General features: G+C 71.2%; 13 protein-coding genes and 1 tRNA gene. 9 read left to right on the top strand and 5 right to left on the bottom strand.

Going from position 1 to position 16,852, the window contains the following annotated elements:
- Window positions 1-60 precede the first annotated feature (60 nt).
- Genes FFT10_RS03685 through FFT10_RS03665 form a run of 5 tightly spaced genes read left to right on the top strand, consistent with a single transcriptional unit; the run spans window position 61 to window position 7,133 of the window.
- Window positions 61-1,431: a glutamine synthetase family protein gene (locus tag FFT10_RS03685; RefSeq protein ID WP_137731386.1), complete on the top strand. Its 1,371-nt coding sequence runs from the start codon at window positions 61-63 to the stop codon at window positions 1,429-1,431.
- 25 nt (window positions 1,432-1,456) lie between these two features.
- Complete coding sequence (gene gabT / locus FFT10_RS03680) at window positions 1,457-2,740, top strand: 4-aminobutyrate--2-oxoglutarate transaminase (protein ID WP_137731385.1); 1,284 nt, start codon at window positions 1,457-1,459, stop codon at window positions 2,738-2,740.
- A gap of 18 nt (window positions 2,741-2,758) precedes the next feature.
- On the top strand, window positions 2,759-4,282 hold the full coding sequence (locus FFT10_RS03675; RefSeq protein ID WP_137731384.1) for an NAD-dependent succinate-semialdehyde dehydrogenase: 1,524 nt from the start codon (window positions 2,759-2,761) through the stop codon (window positions 4,280-4,282).
- Window positions 4,283-4,299: 17 nt separating this feature from the next.
- Complete coding sequence (locus FFT10_RS03670) at window positions 4,300-5,586, top strand: NAD(P)/FAD-dependent oxidoreductase (protein WP_137731383.1); 1,287 nt, start codon at window positions 4,300-4,302, stop codon at window positions 5,584-5,586.
- A gap of 29 nt (window positions 5,587-5,615) precedes the next feature.
- Entirely contained in the window at window positions 5,616-7,133 is a 1,518-nt protein-coding gene (locus FFT10_RS03665) for an aldehyde dehydrogenase (RefSeq protein ID WP_137731382.1), read from the top strand.
- An 85-nt stretch (window positions 7,134-7,218) separates the two neighbouring features.
- On the opposite strand, the gene FFT10_RS03660 is transcribed toward FFT10_RS03665, so the two are convergent.
- On the bottom strand, window positions 7,219-8,514 hold the full coding sequence (locus FFT10_RS03660; protein WP_137731381.1) for an NAD(P)/FAD-dependent oxidoreductase: 1,296 nt from the start codon (window positions 8,512-8,514) through the stop codon (window positions 7,219-7,221).
- A gap of 26 nt (window positions 8,515-8,540) precedes the next feature.
- Window positions 8,541-9,917, bottom strand: a complete 1,377-nt coding sequence (locus FFT10_RS03655; protein ID WP_162520684.1) for a type I glutamate--ammonia ligase — start codon at window positions 9,915-9,917, stop codon at window positions 8,541-8,543.
- Window positions 9,918-10,071: 154 nt separating this feature from the next.
- Between FFT10_RS03655 and pdxR the strand changes: the two genes are divergently transcribed.
- Window positions 10,072-11,619 (top strand): MocR-like pyridoxine biosynthesis transcription factor PdxR, encoded by a 1,548-nt coding sequence (gene pdxR, locus FFT10_RS03650; protein ID WP_162520683.1) that lies wholly within the window; start codon window positions 10,072-10,074, stop codon window positions 11,617-11,619.
- 56 nt (window positions 11,620-11,675) lie between these two features.
- On the opposite strand, the gene FFT10_RS03645 is transcribed toward pdxR, so the two are convergent.
- Together FFT10_RS03645 and FFT10_RS03640 are read right to left on the bottom strand one after the other, a co-directional pair.
- Window positions 11,676-11,763 (bottom strand) — tRNA-Ser (locus tag FFT10_RS03645).
- Between the two features lie 25 nt (window positions 11,764-11,788).
- On the bottom strand, window positions 11,789-12,685 hold the full coding sequence (locus tag FFT10_RS03640; RefSeq protein ID WP_137731378.1) for a LysR family transcriptional regulator ArgP: 897 nt from the start codon (window positions 12,683-12,685) through the stop codon (window positions 11,789-11,791).
- A 73-nt stretch (window positions 12,686-12,758) separates the two neighbouring features.
- Here FFT10_RS03640 and FFT10_RS03635 point away from each other — a divergent pair, with 73 nt between their 5' ends.
- Both FFT10_RS03635 and FFT10_RS03630 read left to right on the top strand, forming a co-directional pair.
- Window positions 12,759-13,409: a LysE/ArgO family amino acid transporter gene (locus FFT10_RS03635; RefSeq protein WP_373282450.1), complete on the top strand. Its 651-nt coding sequence runs from the start codon at window positions 12,759-12,761 to the stop codon at window positions 13,407-13,409.
- A 33-nt stretch (window positions 13,410-13,442) separates the two neighbouring features.
- Window positions 13,443-14,642 (top strand): cation:proton antiporter, encoded by a 1,200-nt coding sequence (locus tag FFT10_RS03630; RefSeq protein WP_137731376.1) that lies wholly within the window; start codon window positions 13,443-13,445, stop codon window positions 14,640-14,642.
- On the opposite strand, the gene FFT10_RS03625 is transcribed toward FFT10_RS03630, so the two are convergent.
- Complete coding sequence (locus FFT10_RS03625) at window positions 14,643-15,464, bottom strand: symmetrical bis(5'-nucleosyl)-tetraphosphatase (RefSeq protein WP_137731375.1); 822 nt, start codon at window positions 15,462-15,464, stop codon at window positions 14,643-14,645.
- 65 nt (window positions 15,465-15,529) lie between these two features.
- On the opposite strand from FFT10_RS03625, the gene FFT10_RS03620 reads away from it, so the two are divergent.
- Complete coding sequence (locus tag FFT10_RS03620; protein WP_137731374.1) at window positions 15,530-16,846, top strand: hemolysin family protein; 1,317 nt, start codon at window positions 15,530-15,532, stop codon at window positions 16,844-16,846.
- The last annotated feature ends 6 nt before the right edge of the window (window positions 16,847-16,852 follow it).

Here is a 16,852-nt window from a genome sequence, read left to right as displayed (position 1 = left end):
TGGCAGCGCACATCCCCGCCCCCATCCACCGGCCCCACGGCCGACAAGCGAGCAACATCCATGGTTGACCAGAAGCAACTCACCGCCTTCAACGAACTCGAGGACTGGCTGAACCAGCGCGGCGTCACCGAGATCGAATGCCTGGTGCCCGACCTCACCGGCGTGGCCCGCGGCAAGATCCTGCCGCGCGAGAAGTTCACCGAAGACCGCGGCATGCGCCTGCCCGAGGTGGTGGTGGCCATGGGCGTGACCGGCGAGTTCCCGGAAGAGGGTCCGTACTACGAGGTGATCCCACCCACCGACCGCGACATGCACCTGCGGCCCGACCCCAGCACCGTGCGCATCGTGCCCTGGGCCACCGACCCGACGGCCCAGGTCATCCACGACTGCTACGACCGCGAGGGCCGGCTGGTGCCGTTTGCGCCGCGCAGCGTGCTGCGCCGGGTGTGCGATCTGTATGCGGCCGAGGGCTGGTCGCCGGTGGTGGCGCCGGAGCTGGAGTTCTACCTGGTGGCCCGCAACACCGACCCGGACATTCCGCTGAAGCCACCGGTGGGCCGCAGCGGCCGCAGCGAGACCAGCCGCCAGGCCTACAGCATCGACGCGGTCAACGAGTTCGACCCGCTGTTCGAGGACGTCTACGCCTACTGCGAGAAGATGGACCTGAACGTCGACACGCTGATCCACGAGATCGGCGCAGGCCAGATGGAGATCAACTTCTTCCATGCCCATCCGCTGGGCCTGGCCGACGAGGTGTTCTTCTTCAAGCGCACGCTGCGCGAGGCCGCGATGCGCCACGACATGTACGCCACCTTCATGGCCAAGCCCATCGCCGGCGAGCCGGGCAGCGCCATGCATGTGCACCAGAGCATGGTCAACACCGCCACCGGCCAGAACATCTTCAGCAATCCCGACGGCACGCCATCGAAGGAGTTCTACTGGTACATCGGCGGGCTTCAGAAATACATCCCGGCGGCCATGTCGCTGTTCGCGCCCTACGTCAACAGCTACCGCCGGCTGGTGCGGTCCACCGCTGCGCCGATCAACATCCAGTGGGGCACCGACAACCGCACCGTGGGCATCCGCAGCCCGGTGGCCGAGGCGGCGTCGCGCCGGGTCGAGAACCGCGTCATCGGCTCCGATGCCAACCCCTATGTCGCCATCGCGGCCACGCTGGCCTGCGGCTGGCTGGGCATCAAGAACCGCATCGAGCCGTCACCCGAATGCAAGGGCGACGCCTACCTGGGCGACTACCAGCTGCCGCGCAGCCTGGGCGAGGCGCTGGACCTGCTGCGCCGCAGCGATGAACTGCGCCAGGCGTTGGGCAGCGACTTCGTCACCGTGTACTCCGAGATCAAGGAAGTCGAGTACGCCGAATTCATGAAGGTGATCTCGCCCTGGGAGCGCGAGCACCTGCTGCTGCACGTCTGATCTCCCCACCGAGATGCCGAACACCATGCACACCAACGCAGACCTGGTGGCCCGCAAGGCCGCCGCCACGCCGCGCGGCGTGGCCGTGATGGGGAACTTCTTCGTCGAGCGCGCAGAAGGCGCGCTGCTGTTCGACGTGGAGGGGCGCCGCTACATCGACTTCGCCGGCGGCATCGCCGTGATGAACGTGGGCCATGGCCACCCCAAGGTGGTGGCCGCTGTGCAGGCACAGATGGCGAAGTTCAGCCACACCTGCTGGCAGGTGGCGCCGTATGAAGGCTATGTGGCGCTGGCCGAGAAGCTCAATGCGCTGACGCCCGGCAGCCATGCCAAGAAGACCGCCTTCTTCTCCACCGGCGCCGAGGCGGTGGAGAACACCATCAAGATCGCCCGCGCCCACACCAGGCGCAGCGGCGTCATCGCCTTCGGCGGCGCCTTCCACGGCCGCAGCCTGTTCGCGGTGTCGCTCACCGGCAAGGTGCAGCCGTACAAGGCGGGCTTCGGGCCCTTTGCGCCCGAGGTGTACCACGCGCCGTTCCCCTGCCACTGCGCGTCGCTGGACGAGGTGAAGAAGGCGGTGCAGCACATCTTCCGCACCGAGATCGAGCCGGCCCGCGTGGCCGCGATCATCTTCGAGCCGGTGCAGGGCGAGGGTGGCTTCAACCCGATTCAGCCGGCCGCCGTGCGCTGGCTGCGCGAGCTGTGCGACGAACACGGCATCGTGCTGATTGCCGACGAGATCCAGACCGGCTTCGGCCGCAGCGGCACGCTGTTCGCGATGGAGCGCTACTTCGAGCAGACCGGCGTGGTGCCCGACCTGATGACCATCGCCAAGAGCCTGGGTGCCGGGCTGCCGCTGTCGGCCGTGACCGGCCGCGCCGAGATCATGGATGCGGCCAGCCCCGGCGGCCTCGGCGGCACCTATGCGGGCAACCCGGTGGCCATCGCCGCGGCGCATGCTGTGATCGACATCATGCGCGACGAAGGCCTGCCAGCGCGCGGCGAGCGCCTGGGCCAGCAGCTGAAGGCGGTGCTCGACGGCCTGCGCCAGGCCGTGCCCGAGATCAGCGACGTGCGCGGACCGGGCGCGATGGTGGCCGCGGAACTGCGTGATCCGCGCACCGGCGCGCCGTTGGCCGACATGGTCAAGCGGGTGCAGGCCGCCGCGCTGGCCAGGGGCCTGGTGCTGCTGAGCTGCGGCGTCGATGGCAACGTGCTGCGCTTCCTGTTCCCGCTGACCATCGACGACAGCCTGTTCACCGAAGCGCTGGCCATCCTGCAGGATGCGCTGCGCGAGGCGCGCGGCTGAAGACGGAGCACCTCCCCCATGCAGACCATCCCCGCCCAGTCGGCCGAGGCGCCGCACCCGCTGCATGCCCGCCTGGCAGACCCGCAGCTGCTGAAGAACGGATCGTTGATCGACGGCCGCTGGCTGACCAGCAGCGATTGCTTTGCCGTCTGCGATCCCGCCACCGGCCAGCCCTTTGCCGAGGTGGCCAACCACGGTGCGGCCGAAGCCGCGGCCGCCGTGGCGGCTGCCGGGCGGGCCCTGCCGGCGTGGCGTGCCACCACCGCCAAGGAGCGCGCGGCCGTGCTGCAGCGCTGGTTTGCCCTGGTCAACGCCCACCAGGACGACCTGGCGCTGATCCTCACCAGCGAGCAGGGCAAGCCGCTGGCCGAGGCCCGTGGCGAGGTGGGCTATGGCGCCAGCTTCATCCAGTGGTATGCCGAGGAGGCGCGCCGACTGTACGGCGAGACCGTGCCCACCACCGATGGCGACAAGCGCTACCTGGTGATCCCCCAGGCCATCGGCGTGTGCGCGGCGATCACGCCCTGGAACTTCCCCATCGCGATGATCACCCGCAAGCTGGCGCCGGCGCTGGCCGCTGGCTGCACCGTGGTGCTGAAGCCGGCAGAGGCCACGCCGCTGTCGGCCCTGGCCCTGGCCGAGCTGGCCCTGCGCGCCGGCCTGCCGGCGGGCGTGCTCAATGTCGTCACGGCCGATGCCGATGCGTCCATCGATGTCGGCCGCATCTGGTGCGACAGCCCGGTGGTGCGCCACCTGTCGTTCACCGGCAGCACCGAGGTCGGCCGCATCCTGATGCGGCAATGCGCGTCCACCGTCAAGCAGCTCAGCCTGGAGCTGGGCGGCAACGCGCCGTTCATCGTCTTCGACGACGCCGACCTGGAATCGGCGGTGGAGGGCGCGCTGGCGGCCAAGTTCCGCAATGCCGGGCAGACCTGCGTCTGCGTCAACCGCTTCTACGTGCAGGCCGGCATCCACGATGCCTTCGTCGCCAGGCTGGCCACGCGGGCTGCCGAACTGCGGCTGGGCCCGGGCCTGGTCGAGGGCAGCCAGCAGGGCCCGCTGATCGACGCCGCGGCGCTGGCCAAGGTGGAGCAGCATGTGGCCGATGCCCTGGCCCGCGGCGCCCAGCTGCACTGCGGCGGCCAGCGTGTGGGCGAGCGCTTCTACGCGCCCACGGTGCTGTCGGGCGCGCAGGCCGGCATGCTGTGCGCCCGCGAGGAAACCTTCGGCCCGGTGGCCCCGGTGTTCCGCTTCGACACCGAGGCCGAGGTGATCGCCGCGGCCAACGCCAGCGAATCCGGATTGGCCAGCTACCTGTACACCCGCGACATCGGCCGCATCTTCCGTGTCGGCGAGGCGCTGGAGTACGGCATGGTCGGCATCAACACCGGGCTGATCAGCACCGCCGAGGTGCCGTTCGGCGGCGTCAAGCAGTCCGGCCTGGGCCGGGAAGGCTCACGCCACGGCATCGCCGACTATGTGGAACTGAAGTACCTCTGCCTGGGCGGCCTGGCGCACACGCCGCCCGCGCGGACCCCCTGACCCTGAAAGCCCGCGCCATGACCGCCCAGCCGATCCCCCATGCCAACAGCTACTACGCCGCCAGCGGCCTGCCGCAGCCCGAACGCCCGCCGCTGCAGGGCCGCACCACGGCCGATGTCTGCATCGTCGGCGCGGGCTACACCGGCCTGAACACCGCGCTGCACCTGGCCGAGCAGGGCTACAGCGTGGTGGTGCTGGAAGCCGCGCGGGTGGGCTGGGGCGCGTCCGGGCGCAACGGCGGCCAGATCGTGCACAGCTACTCGCGCGACATCGACGTGATCGAGTCCCGCTTCGGCCCGGCCGTGGCGCGCCCGCTGGCCGCCATGGCCTTCGAAGGCGCGGCTGCACTGCGCGAGCGCGTGGCCCGCTACAGCATCGACTGCCATCTGAAGGACGGCGGCGTGTTCGCGGCCAACACCCGCCGCCAGATCGGCCACCTGCGCGCCCAGAAAGCCCTGTGGGAAGCCAACGGCCACCCGGGGCTGCAGCTGGTGGAAGGCCCGCAGATGCAGGCCATCGTGCGCAGCGCGCGTTACCAGGCCTTGCTGGTCGACCCCACCGGCGGCCACTTCCATCCGCTGCGCCTGGCCCAGGGTGAGGCGGCGGCGCTGGAATCCCTGGGCGGCCGGGTGCATGAGCAGAGCGCCGTCACCCGCATCGACCGGGGCGACACGGCGGTGGTGCACACCGCCCAGGGCGCCGTGCATGCGCGCTTCGTGGTGGTGGCCTGCAATGCCTACATCGGCAACCTGGAGCCCCAGCTGACCCAGCGCTCCATGCCCTGCGGCACCCAGGTCATCGCCACCGAGCCGCTGGGCGCGCTGGCCCCCCAGCTGATCCCGTCGGACTTCTGCGTCGAGGATGCGAATTTCCTGCTCGACTACTTCCGCCTGTCCGGCGATGGCCGGCTGCTCTACGGCGGCGGGGTGATCTACGGCGCCCGGGATCCGGCGCACATCGAGTCGATCATCCGGCCCAAGATGCTCAAGACCTTCCCGCTGCTGCGCGACGTGAAGATCGACCACGCCTGGACCGGCAACTTCCAGCTGACGCTGTCGCGCCTGCCGGACGTTGGGCGGCTGTCGCCCAACATCTACTACTCGCATGGCTGCTCGGGCCATGGCGTCACCTTCACCCACCTGATCGGCCGGGTGCTGGGCCAGGCCATCGCCGGCCAGGCCGAGCGCTTCGATGTGTTCGCCAAGCTGCCGCATTACCCCTTCCCGGGCGGGCGCCTGCTGCGGGTGCCCTTCACCGCGCTGGGCGCCTTGTACTACAGCCTGCGCGACACGCTGGGCGTGTAGGGCGCCAGGCCCCACCACAGGAGACCACGATGTCCGACACCACCCCCCAGGCCGCGCCCACCCGCGCCGACTGGCACGCCCGCGCCGCCGCACTGCAACTCGACGGCCGCCTGTGGATCGACGGCCGGCGCTGCGACGCCGCCGATGGCCGCAGCTTCACCAAGCGATCACCCGGCGCCGACCACCCACTGCCGCCGATTGCACGCGGTGCCGAGGCCGACATCGACCGCGCGGTGCGCAGCGCGCGTGCTGCGTTCGACGACGGCCGCTGGCGGCTGCAATCGCCCGCCCGGCGCAAGGCGGTGCTGGTGGAATGGTCGCGCCGGGTGCTGGCTGCGGCCGAGGAACTGGCGCTGATCGAGACCATCGACATGGGCAAGCCCATCGCGCGCTCACTGGCGGCCGATGTGCCCGGCACCGCGCGCACCCTGGCCTGGTACGGCGAGGCGGTGGACAAGATCTACGACGAAGTGGCCCCCACGGCCGCCGACGCGCTGGCGCTAATCACCCGTGAACCGCTGGGCGTGGTGGGCGCCATCGTGCCCTGGAACTACCCGCTGCTGATGAGCGCGTGGAAGCTGGGACCGGCCCTGGCCGCGGGCAACAGCGTGGTGCTCAAGCCCAGTGAACGCTCGCCGTTCTCGGCGATGCGGCTGGCCGAGCTGGCGCTGGAGGCAGGCTTGCCGCCGGGTGTGTTGAACGTGGTGCCCGGCTACGGCCATGAAGCCGGCGAAGCCCTGGCCCTGCACATGGACGTGGACGGCATCGGCTTCACCGGGTCCACCCGCATCGGCAAGCGCATGTTCGGCTATGCCGGACAGTCCAACCTGAAGCGCATGTTCACCGAACTGGGCGGCAAGTCGGCGGTGCTGGTGTTCCCCGGCAGCGATGTGGAAGGCGCGGCGGCGGCCGTGGCCGGCACGCTGTTCTACAACCAGGGCGAATCCTGCAATGCGCCGTCACGCGTGCTGGTGCACCGCAGCCTGGCCGACCAGTTCGTGCAAGCGCTGGTGGCGCAGACCGCGCACTACCAGCCGGGCGATCCGCTGGACCCGCAGGCCGGCATGGGCGCCCTGGTGGATGCCGCGCATGCCGACAGCGTGCTGGCCTTCATCGACGGTGCGCGGGCTGCCGGCGCCCGCTGTGCCGTCGGCGGCCAGCGCGTGGCCGATGCGCCCAGCGCCTGCTATGTGGCACCCACGGTCTTCGACCAGGTGGAGCCGGGCATGGGCATCGCCACCGAGGAAGTCTTCGGCCCGGTGGCCAGCGTCCTGCGCTTCGACACCGAGGCGCAGGCCCTGGCCCTGGCCAACGACAGCCCCTACGGCCTGCAGGCCGGCGTTTGGAGCCGTGACTTGAGCCAGGCCCACCGCGTGGCGCGCGGCCTGCGCGCCGGCACGGTGCATGTGAACCAGTACAACGACGACGACATCACCGTGCCCTTCGGCGGCATGAAGCAGAGTGGCAATGGCCGCGACAAGAGCCTGCATGCCTTCGACAAGTACACCGAGCTGAAGACCACCTGGTTGCGCATCGATCCGGCTTGAGCACGCGCCAGGCCTCCGCCGCTGCGGATGCGGTGCTGCACCGGCCGCCTGCAGGCGGCGCCCGAAGTGGTCATCAGCAGCTGGCTCACACCATGTCCCGCAGCCGGTACCAGCCCATGCCCACGGCCTGCTGCAGGCCACCCAGCCACTCGCCGCCCAGGAATGGCGGGTTGACGATGCCGTTGAAGGCGTCGAGCCGGTCGGGCCGGCCCTGCATGGCCTCGGTGACCAGGGTGGCCGCCACGCGGGTGGGCACCAGGCCGTGGCCGCAGAAGCCCTGGGCCCAGAACACCCGGTCGCCGCGGCGCCCCCAGTCGGGCATGCGGCGCAGCGTGATGTCGATGTGCCCACCCCAGGCAAAGTCCATCTTCACCGCGGCGAGATGCGGAAACACCCGGCCGATGTGGCCCTGCATCACCCGCGGCAGATCGGCCGGCGTGCCGCCCATGTAGGTGCAGCCGCCGCCGAACAGCAGCCGGTGGTCGGCCGTGGTGCGGAAGTATTCCAGGATGAACTGGTTGTCGTAGACGGCGGTGTTCTTCGGCATCAGCCGGCGGCAGGCCGCCTCGCCCAGCACCTCGGTCACGCCGATGAAGCTGCCCACCGGCAGCACCCGCGCCTGCAGCCGGCGGTCGACCTTGTCGATGTAGGCATTGCCGGCCAGCACCAGCTGGTGGCAGCGCACCCGGGCTCCGCCGGCGGTGTCGACGCGGATGCCGTCGGCCAATTCTTCGTAGCCGGTCACCCGGGTCAGCTCGTGGATGGTGGCGCCGCTGCGCTCCACCACCTCGGCCAGGCCCAGCACGTACTTCAGCGGATGGAGGTGGGCCGCCTCGGCATCCAGCATGCCGGCCAGGAAGCGCGGTGAATCGACATAGGCCGGCAGGTCGACCTTCGGGATGAAGCGGAACTGGTCGTAGCCCCATTCGCGCGCGGCTTCCTCGATGCCATCGGTCAACAGCTTGACGCGGCGCGGCAGCACCGCCACCTCGATGTGGCCGGGGGCCAGGTCACAGTCGATGCCCTCCTGGCCGATGAAGGCCTTGATCAGCTGCACCGAGCGCAGTGACTCCTGGAACATGTCCTTGGCGCGGGACTGGCCGATCACCGCTTTCAGTCGCTGCATGCCGCAGGCGAAGCCTGCCACCAGCTGGCCACCGTTGCGGCCCGAGGCGCCCCAGCCCACGCGGCTGGCCTCCAGCACCGCCACGCGGCGCCCGGCGCGGGCCATCTCCAGCGCGCAGTACAGGCCGAAGAAGCCGCCGCCGACCACGCACACGTCGACATCGAGATCGTCGCCCAGGCTGGGGCGCAGCCGCAGGCGGTCGGCGCTGGTGGCGGCGTAGTAGGTGGGCAGGTGGTCAGAGCCGCTGTGGAACATCGGGATCCTCGGGGTGGCACTGGCCGTCAGGCCAGTTCGGTCAGGTGCTTCAAGTCCCAGTCGGCGCGGGGATCGGCCAGGGCCTGGCGTTCGGCGTGCTCATGCCGCTTGAGTGCCTGGAAGAGATCGAGCAGCGGCGCGCCCAGCCAGCGGCGCAAGCTGCAGCTGTCGGCCAGCGCATCCAGTGCCTGCGGCAGGCTGCGGGGCAGGGCCATGGCGGGCGTCTTGCCGGCGCTGGCGGGCACGCCGGCCTGCAGGCCGTCCAGTCCCAGGGCCAGCGTGGCCGCCACCACCAGGTAGGGATTGGCATCGCCGCCGGGCAGGCGGTTCTCGACGCGCCGGGCCGCCGGGCCGGAGGCCGGGATGCGGAAGGCGGCGTGGCGGTCGTCCTCTCCCCAGTCGGCATGGGTGGGCGATGAATCGCTGAGGCGGATGCGCTCGTAGGACATGTCGTGCGGCGCGAAGAAGGCCATGGCCGCCGCGCCCCCGGCCTGCAGGCCGGCGAGGAAATGCGACAGCGCCGGTGTCGACCGCCCCTGCGGGTCGGCAAACACAGGCGGCCAGGCATCGGCTTGGCGTTGCAGGCTGAAATGCCAGTGCATGCCGGTGCCCGGCTGGTCCAGGAAGGGCTTGGCCGCAAAGCTGGCCAGGAAGCCGTGGCGGGCCGCCAGTTCCCGCGCCAGGCGCTTGAAGCGGAACACCGCATCGGCCTGGGCCAGCGGCTCGCCGGGCTCGAAGTTCACTTCGAACTGGCTGTAGGCGGCCTCGTGCAGATGGCCCGACAGCGAGATGCCCAGGCTGCCGGCCCCGGCATACAGCGCGTCGAAGTAGGCCTCGAAGTGCGTGCTGCGCTCCAGCGAATAGGGCTCGCAGGCCGATTCGCGCACCGGCGCGCCCGGCCAGGGCGTGGCGGCGGTCAGACCCGCCTCGCTGCGCTGCAGCAGGTACAGCTCCAGCTCGGGCGCGGCCACCACGGTGAGGCCGGCAGCGCCGTAGGCGCGCAGCACCCGGCGCAGTGCGGCGCGCGGCGAGAACTCGGCGGCGTCGACCAGGCGGCCATGGCGCGGTGACAGCCACTGGCCAGCGGGTTCGCACAGCACCGTGGCTTCGCCTGGGCGGCCGGGGCGGGGGCGCAGCGTCTGCAGGTCGGGCACCAACTGCATGTCGGCATAGGCCTGGGGCAGCAGGCTGCCGAAGACCTCGGCCGGTGACCCGCCGGTGATGCCCATGCCCAGCGTGACCGTGGGCAGGGCGCAGCCACCGGCGGCGCAGAAGTCACCGCGGCTGACCCGCTTGCCGCGTGCGCGTGAGCCGAAGTCGGCCATCGCGCATTCCACGCTGCGGGCGTCGGCCGCATCGAGCGCCGCCGCCAGTGCAGCAGCTTCAGGGGCAACAAGTCGCATGGCAGGTGATCGCGCTGTGGGGCCCGGGACGGGGCGTGGAGGGGAGGGCAGGCTGGATGCTAGGGACCACCACACGGCGGAACTGGACCACTGTGCCGGGCTAGCATGGGTCCACTTTCCTTGCGCTGTCTTGCCTGCCCGTCTGCCGCCACCGATGCCCTTGCTTCCCATCACCGACAGCCTGGCCGAATGGGTGCTGCGCCACCGCGCAGACGCAGGCGGGCAGGCACGCGGCGCGCAGCTGACCCAGGCCCTGCGCGGTGCGATCCAGCAGGGCGTGCTGCAGCCCACCAGCCGCCTGCCCAGCACCCGGGCGCTGGCCGATCGCATCGGCGTGGCACGCAACACCGTGGTGGCGGCCTATGCCCAGCTGGGTGCCGAAGGCTTCGTGGTGGCCGGGCATGGATCGGGCACCTTTGTGCGGCCGCTGGTCCAGGACGGCGTGCAGCTGCCGGCAGCGGTGCCAGCCGCGCCCGCCGCCGCGCCGCCGCCGGAACTGTCTCAGCGCGGCCGGCGCTACCGCGGTGATCCGCTGCACCGCTTCTGGGTGGAGCGGCCGTTCTGCCCCGGTCTTTTCGACGCCACGCTGTTTCCCCAGGCGCTGTGGAACCGCCTCATGGCCGAGGGCCTGCGGCACACTGATGCGGCGCAGCTGGGCCGCGGCCATTCGGGCGGCGCGCCGCAGCTGAGGGCTGCCATCGCCGCCCATGTGCATGCCACACGCGGCGTGCGCTGCACCCCCGGGCAGGTGGTGCTGACCGATGGCACGGCGCAGTCCATCGCCCTGGTCGCCCGGCTGCTGTGCGATGCGGGCGACCGGGCCTGGATCGAGGACCCGTGCTACTGGGCCGCCCACCGCGCCCTGGAGGACCTGGGCCTGGTGCTGCAACCGCTGCCGCTGGATGCGGACGGCGCGGTGGTGCCGCCCGCACCAGGCGGCCCGGGCGCCAAGCTGGCCTACCTGACCCCTTCGCACCAGTTCCCCACCGGGGTGACCATGTCACCGGCGCGCCGGCAGGCCTGGCTGGACCATGCCCGCGCCCACGGCACGGTGCTGCTGGAAGACGACTACGACAGCGAGTTCCGCTACAGCGGCGCGCCTCACCCGTCACTGCAGGGGTTGGACGCCACCACCGGCGCCGGCAACCGGGTGATCTACCTGGGCAGCTTCAGCAAGACGATGTTCCCCGGCATCCGCCTGGCCTTCGCCATCGTGCCGGCTGTGCTGGCCGAGGTGTTTGCATCTGCGGCCACCGACTACGACCGCGATGGCGACCAGCTGCTGCAGCTGACGATGGCGCGCTTCATGGCCGAGGGCCACTACGCCGCGCATGTGCGCCGCCTGCGGGAGGCGTTTGCAGCCCGCCGGGAGATCCTGGTGCAGACCCTGTTGCAGCAGGTGCCCGCGCTGGTGGCGGCGCGTCCGCCAATGCGGCTGCTGGGTGGCCCGCGTGGCGTGCACCTCGCCCTGTCGCTGCCGGCGGGATGCGATGACCGGGCCGTGGCCGCCGATGCCGCGTCCCGCGGCGTCACGGTGATTCCGCTGTCGAGCTATGCGGTGACTGCACCACAGCCGGGGCTGCTGCTGTCGTTCGCCGGTGTGCCCGCGCAGCAGATCGTGGCGCGCGCCGAGTCGCTGGCGCAGGTGCTGCGGGGCGTGGTGCCGCAAGCGCGGACAAAACCAGGGCGGTCGTCAACCTGACGCCAATGTGCCTGTCGACATGCGCCGCGCGCCGGCAGGCGGCAAACATCGGATCCTGGCGGAAGCGGTGAGATTCGAACTCACGGACGGTTGCCCGTCGCCGGTTTTCAAGACCGGTGCAATCGACCACTCTGCCACGCTTCCAGACCGCAGATTCTAGGCGTGGCGCTCAGGCCGGCCGCAGCGCGGCTGCAGCGGCGGCCACCACGGCGCGGGTCAGGCCGTCGAGCACCTGACCGGTGGCGCGTGCCTGCTGCCAGTACAGCGGCACATCCAGTGGCGTGTCGGGCACCAGGGCCACCAGTGTGCCGTCGCGCAGATGGTGGTCCACCAGCGCCAGCGGATGCAGGCCCCAGCCCATGCCGGCCAGCCCCGCCGCCACGAAGGCCTGCGGCGACGGCACACGGTGGCCCGGCAGGTCCACCGGCCGGTGGCACAGGCGCTGCACCCAGCGGGCCTGCAATGCATCCTTGCTGTTGAACACCAGGCTGGGCGCCTGCGCCAGGCTGGCGGCACCCACGCCGGCCGGAAAGTAGCGCGCCACGAAGCCCGGGCTGGCGGCTGCGATGTAGCGCATCGCGCCCAGCGGCCGGCTGTTGCAGCCGGCGGCGGGCCGGGCCGTGCCGGTCACCGCGGCCAGCACGGTGCCGCGGCGCAGCCAGTCGGCGGTGTGGTCCTGGTCGTCGACGGCCAGGTCCAGCAGCACCGGCGCGTCGGCCGCGAATCCCGCGACGGCCGGCGCGAACCAGGTGGCCAGGCTGTCGGCATTGACGGCCACCGGCAGGGTGACCCGCACGCCGCCGCCCGGCGCCAGCGCGGGCAGGGCGCCCTGCAGGTCCTGCTCCAGCAGGCGCACCTGGTCGACATGCCGGCACAGCCGCTGGCCGGTGTCGGTGGGCCGGCAGGGCAGGCCGCGCACCACCAGGGCGCAGCCCACCCGCTCCTCCAGCAGGCGCACCCGCTGGGAGACGGCCGAGGGCGTCACATGCAGCGCCGCGGCGGCGCGCTCGAAGCTGCCCTCGCGGACCACGGCGGCCAGGGCGCTGAGGGCGGCATAGTCCAGCATCGATTCAGTTTCTCTTCAGCAGATTCAGTCGATTCAGTTTGTCTTCATCCGCTGCGGCTGGCAAGCTGAGCGGATGATGGTGTCGCATCCGATGTCGGCCGCCGGGATGGCGGTGTTCTCCCAGGGCCTGGCCCTGGGCCTGGGGCTGATCGTGGCCATCGGCGCGCAGAACGCGTTCGTGCTGCGCCAGGGGCTGCAGCGCGCCCATGTCGGCAGCGTGGTGCTGTTCTGCGCGGCGGCCGACGCGCTGCTGATCGCCGCCGGCGTGCTGGGCATGGGCCAGGCACTGGGCGTGCGTCCCGACCTGGCCCGGGCGCTGGCGGCCGCCGGTGCGGTGTTCCTGGCGGTCTATGGCTGGCGGGCCCTTCGCCGCGCGCGGCAGGCCCAGAGCCTGCAGGCGGCCGGCGGCAGCGCGGGCCAGGGGCGCGGCATGGTGCTGGCCCAGGCCGCGGCCTTCACCCTGCTGAATCCGCACGTCTACCTGGACACGGTGCTGCTGGTCGGCAGCATCGGCGCCCAGCAGCCGGCCGCGCTGCGTGGCTGGTTCATCGCCGGCGCCTGCAGTGCCAGCCTGGGCTGGTTCAGCCTGCTGGGCTTCGGTGCGCGCTGGCTGGCGCCCTGGTTCGCGCGGCCGCGGGCCTGGCAGCTGCTGGATGGCGTGATCGGCGTGACGATGTGGAGCCTGGCCGGCCTGCTGCTGCGGCATGCCTGGGCTGGCGGCTGAGCCCACGCCGCGCGTGCCACACTGCGCGCCGCCATGAATACCGCCGAGCTGTTCCTGATCGCGATGGTCGTCATCTTCAGCCTGCCTTACCTCGTGTGGCGGCTTGGGCGCACCGATGCCTTCGCGCCCCTGGTGGTGGTGCAGATCCTCACCGGCATCGCCCTGGGCCCGGGCGCCCTGGGGGCGCTGTTTCCGCAGGCCTTCGCGTTGGTCTTCACCCCTGCGGTGGTGCAGGCGCTGCAGGGCGTGGCCTGGTGGGGGGTGATGCTGTTCGTCTTCATCGCCGGCATCGAGCTGGACCTGCGCGAGGCTTGGCAGGACCGGCGTGAGAGCAGCATCACCGCGGGCCTGGCGCTGGGCCTGCCGATGATCGCCGGTGCCCTGGCGGCCCTGGCGCTGCTGGCCGTCAGCAACGGCTGGATCGGTCCGGCCGGCACACGCTGGCAGTTCGTGCTGGGCATCGGCATGGCCTGCGCGGTCACCGCGCTGCCCATCCTGATCCTGTTCCTGGAGAAGCTGCAATTGCTGCGCCAGCCGCTGGGCCAGCGCATCCTGCGCTATGCCAGCCTGGACGACCTGGCGATCTGGGCGGTGCTGGCGCTGATCCTGCTGGACTGGACCCGCGTCGGCCGTCAGCTGGCGTTCCTGCTGGCCTTCGCCTTGGCCAGCCTGGCGCTGCGCCGGTTGATGCAACGGGTGCCCGAGCCCGACCGCTGGGCCATCGCCCTGGTGTGGCTGGCCGTGTGCGCGCTGGGGGCCGACTGGTCGGGCCTGCACTACATGGTCGGCGCCTTCCTGGCCGGTGTGGTGATCGATGCCCACTGGTTCGACCAGCACCACCGCGACCAACTGCGCCACCATGTGCTGCTGGTGCTGATGCCGGTGTTCTTCCTGTCCACCGGCCTGCGCACGCAGTGGGGCGTGGGCGGGGCGCTGGTGCTGGCCGCCGCGGCGCTGCTGCTGGTGGCTGCGGTGGCCGGCAAGCTGCTGGGCCTGCGGCTGGCCGGCCGCCTCCTGGGCTGGCCGCCGGGCGAGGCGGCGCTGATCGGTTGGCTTCTGCAGACCAAGGCGCTGATCATGATCATCTTTGCCAATGTGCTGCTGGACAAGCAGGTGATCAGCAGCGACGCCTTCACCGCCCTGCTGCTGATGGCGGTGGGCAGCACCATGCTGACGATGCCGCGGGTGCGGCGGCTGCTGGCGCGGCAACCGGGCCTGCGCGGCCCGGGCTGATCAGAACGGCGTGCGGCCCTCGGGGCAGCGCACCTGGGTCACCTCGCGGCGGCCGCCGTCCACCCGCACGGCGGTCAGCGCACCGCCCCAGACGCAGCCGGTGTCCAGCGACAGCAGGTCGGGCCGGTTGCGCAGCCCCAGCGTCGACCAGTGGCCGAAGGCGATCGGCTGCTCGGCAGTGCGCCGGCCCGGCACGTCGAACCAGGCCAGGTGCCCGGGCGGTGCCACGCCGCTGCCATCCTTGGTGTCGAACTCCAGCGTGCCGTCGGGTGTGCAGTAGCGGATGCGTGTCAGCGCATTGAGCACCATGCGCCAGCGGTCATGGCCGGCGAGGCTGTCGTCCCAGCGCGCCGGCTGGTTGCCGTACATCACGTTCATGAAATCGCCCAGGCCGGGGCCGGTCAGCACCGCCTGCACCTCAGCGGCCAGTGCCAGGGTCTGCGCCGCCGTCCACTGCGGCACCACGCCGGCATGCACCAGCAGCCAGCCATGCGCCATGTCGGCCAGCTTGCCGTGGCGCAGCCAGTCCAGCAGCGCCGGGCGGTCGGGGCTGTCCAGGATGTCGTCCAGCGTGTCGTGGCGGTGCGGCCGCTGGCCGCCGGTGGCCACCGCCAGCAGGTGCAGGTCGTGGTTGCCCAACAGGCAGGTGGCGGCCGCGCCCAGGCCGCGCAGGCGCTGCAGCGTGGCCAGCGAGGCCGGCCCGCGGTTGACCAGGTCTCCGAGCACATGCAGGCTGTCGCGGCTGGGCGAGAAGCCGAGTTCGGCGAGCAGGCGGTCCAGCGCGTCGCAGCAGCCCTGCAGGTCGCCGATCAAGTAGTGCATGGCTTGATTCTGCTACGCTCCTGGCCCTGTTGAACCGACGGGGCATCCACGCTCGATGCCGCTGCATGGACGTTGCCCTTCTGCTCTTCCTGATCCTGCTGAATGCGCTGTTCGCGATGTCGGAGATGGCGCTCACCGCCTCCCGCAAGGCGCGGCTGGCGGTGCTGGTGGAAGCCGGCGACCCCGGCGCACCGGCAGCCCAGGAACTGCACGACGACCCGAACAAGTTCCTGTCGACCGTGCAGATCGGCATCACCTCGATCGGCGTGCTCAACGGCATCGTTGGCGAGGCGGCGTTCTCCAGGCCACTGGCCGACTGGCTGATGGGTGTGCTGCCGATGATGAGCGAGCGGGTGGCCGACATCACCGGCACCGCCCTGGTGGTGATCATCATCACCTTCCTGACCATCATCTTCGGCGAGCTGGTGCCCAAGCGCCTGGGCCAGATGTACCCCGAGCGGGTGGCGGTGCTGGTGGCCCGGCCGATGAACTGGCTGTCGGCGGCCACGCGGCCGTTCGTGTGGCTGCTGTCGGCGGCCACCGAGGCCACGCTGAAACTGCTGGGCATCCGCCACGCGCCGAACCGCAGCGTGACGGAAGAGGAGATCGCCGCCAGCCTGGAGGAAGGCCTGGACGCCGGCGTGATCGAGGCGCAGGAGCACCAGATGGTGCGCAACGTGTTCCGGCTCGATGACCGTCAGATCGGCTCGATGATGATTCCCCGGGCCGAGATCACCTGGCTGGACCAGCACGCGCCGCTGCCCGAGCTGCTGGCGCAGATGACCGAGCACGGCCACTCGCGCTACCCGGTGTGCCGCAACGGCCTGGACGACGTGGTCGGCGTGATCCAGGCGCAGGACCTGCTGGTGCCGCTGTCGCGCGGCGAGATGCCGGACCTGGGCGCGCTGATGCAGTCGCCGGTGTTCGTGCCCGAGACGCTCTCGGGCATGGAGCTGCTGGACCACTTCCGTGGCACGGGCGCCGAGCTGGTGTTCGTCGTCGACGAATACGGCGCGGTGCAGGGCGTGATCACCGTGCGCGATGTGCTGGAGGCCATCACCGGCGAGTTCTCGCCGCCCAGCGCCGACGACGCCTGGGCGGTGCGCCGCGCCGATGGCAGCTGGCTGATGGACGGCCTGATCCCGGTGCCTGAGCTGAAGGACCGGCTCGAGCTCCGCGAGCTGCCGGAAGAAGACCGCGGCCGCTACAACACGCTGGCGGGCATGGTGATGCTGCTGCTGGGCCGGCTGCCGCAAACGGCCGATGTGGTGGAATGGGATGGCTGGCGTTTCGAGGTCGTGGACCTCGACGGCAAGCGTGTCGACAAGGTGCTGGTCAGCGCCCTGGCGAACCCGGACCCCGAGACCAAGACCAAGGATTGATGCCCG

This window comes from Pseudaquabacterium pictum, assembly GCF_005403045.1.
Classification (GTDB): domain Bacteria; phylum Pseudomonadota; class Gammaproteobacteria; order Burkholderiales; family Burkholderiaceae_C; genus Pseudaquabacterium; species Pseudaquabacterium pictum.
Note: the sequence above shows the minus strand (reverse complement) of the source record. Positions and strands in the feature narration are given on the sequence as shown.

Bases quoted from the DNA above. Each gene is read 5' to 3' on its own strand.
- pdxR (WP_162520683.1), top strand. From the start codon at position 10,072: ATGCCCTTGCTTCCCATCACCGACAGCCTGGCCGAATGGGTGCTGCGC.
- FFT10_RS03655 (WP_162520684.1), bottom strand. From the start codon at position 9,917: ATGCGACTTGTTGCCCCTGAAGCTGCTGCACTGGCGGCGGCGCTCGAT.
- FFT10_RS03665 (WP_137731382.1), top strand. From the start codon at position 5,616: ATGTCCGACACCACCCCCCAGGCCGCGCCCACCCGCGCCGACTGGCAC.
- FFT10_RS03670 (WP_137731383.1), top strand. From the start codon at position 4,300: ATGACCGCCCAGCCGATCCCCCATGCCAACAGCTACTACGCCGCCAGC.
- gabT (WP_137731385.1), top strand. From the start codon at position 1,457: ATGCACACCAACGCAGACCTGGTGGCCCGCAAGGCCGCCGCCACGCCG.
- FFT10_RS03660 (WP_137731381.1), bottom strand. From the start codon at position 8,514: ATGTTCCACAGCGGCTCTGACCACCTGCCCACCTACTACGCCGCCACC.
- FFT10_RS03620 (WP_137731374.1), top strand. From the start codon at position 15,530: ATGGACGTTGCCCTTCTGCTCTTCCTGATCCTGCTGAATGCGCTGTTC.
- FFT10_RS03675 (WP_137731384.1), top strand. From the start codon at position 2,759: ATGCAGACCATCCCCGCCCAGTCGGCCGAGGCGCCGCACCCGCTGCAT.
- FFT10_RS03635 (WP_373282450.1), top strand. From the start codon at position 12,759: ATGATGGTGTCGCATCCGATGTCGGCCGCCGGGATGGCGGTGTTCTCC.
- FFT10_RS03625 (WP_137731375.1), bottom strand. From the start codon at position 15,464: ATGCACTACTTGATCGGCGACCTGCAGGGCTGCTGCGACGCGCTGGAC.
- FFT10_RS03640 (WP_137731378.1), bottom strand. From the start codon at position 12,685: ATGCTGGACTATGCCGCCCTCAGCGCCCTGGCCGCCGTGGTCCGCGAG.
- FFT10_RS03685 (WP_137731386.1), top strand. From the start codon at position 61: ATGGTTGACCAGAAGCAACTCACCGCCTTCAACGAACTCGAGGACTGG.
- FFT10_RS03630 (WP_137731376.1), top strand. From the start codon at position 13,443: ATGAATACCGCCGAGCTGTTCCTGATCGCGATGGTCGTCATCTTCAGC.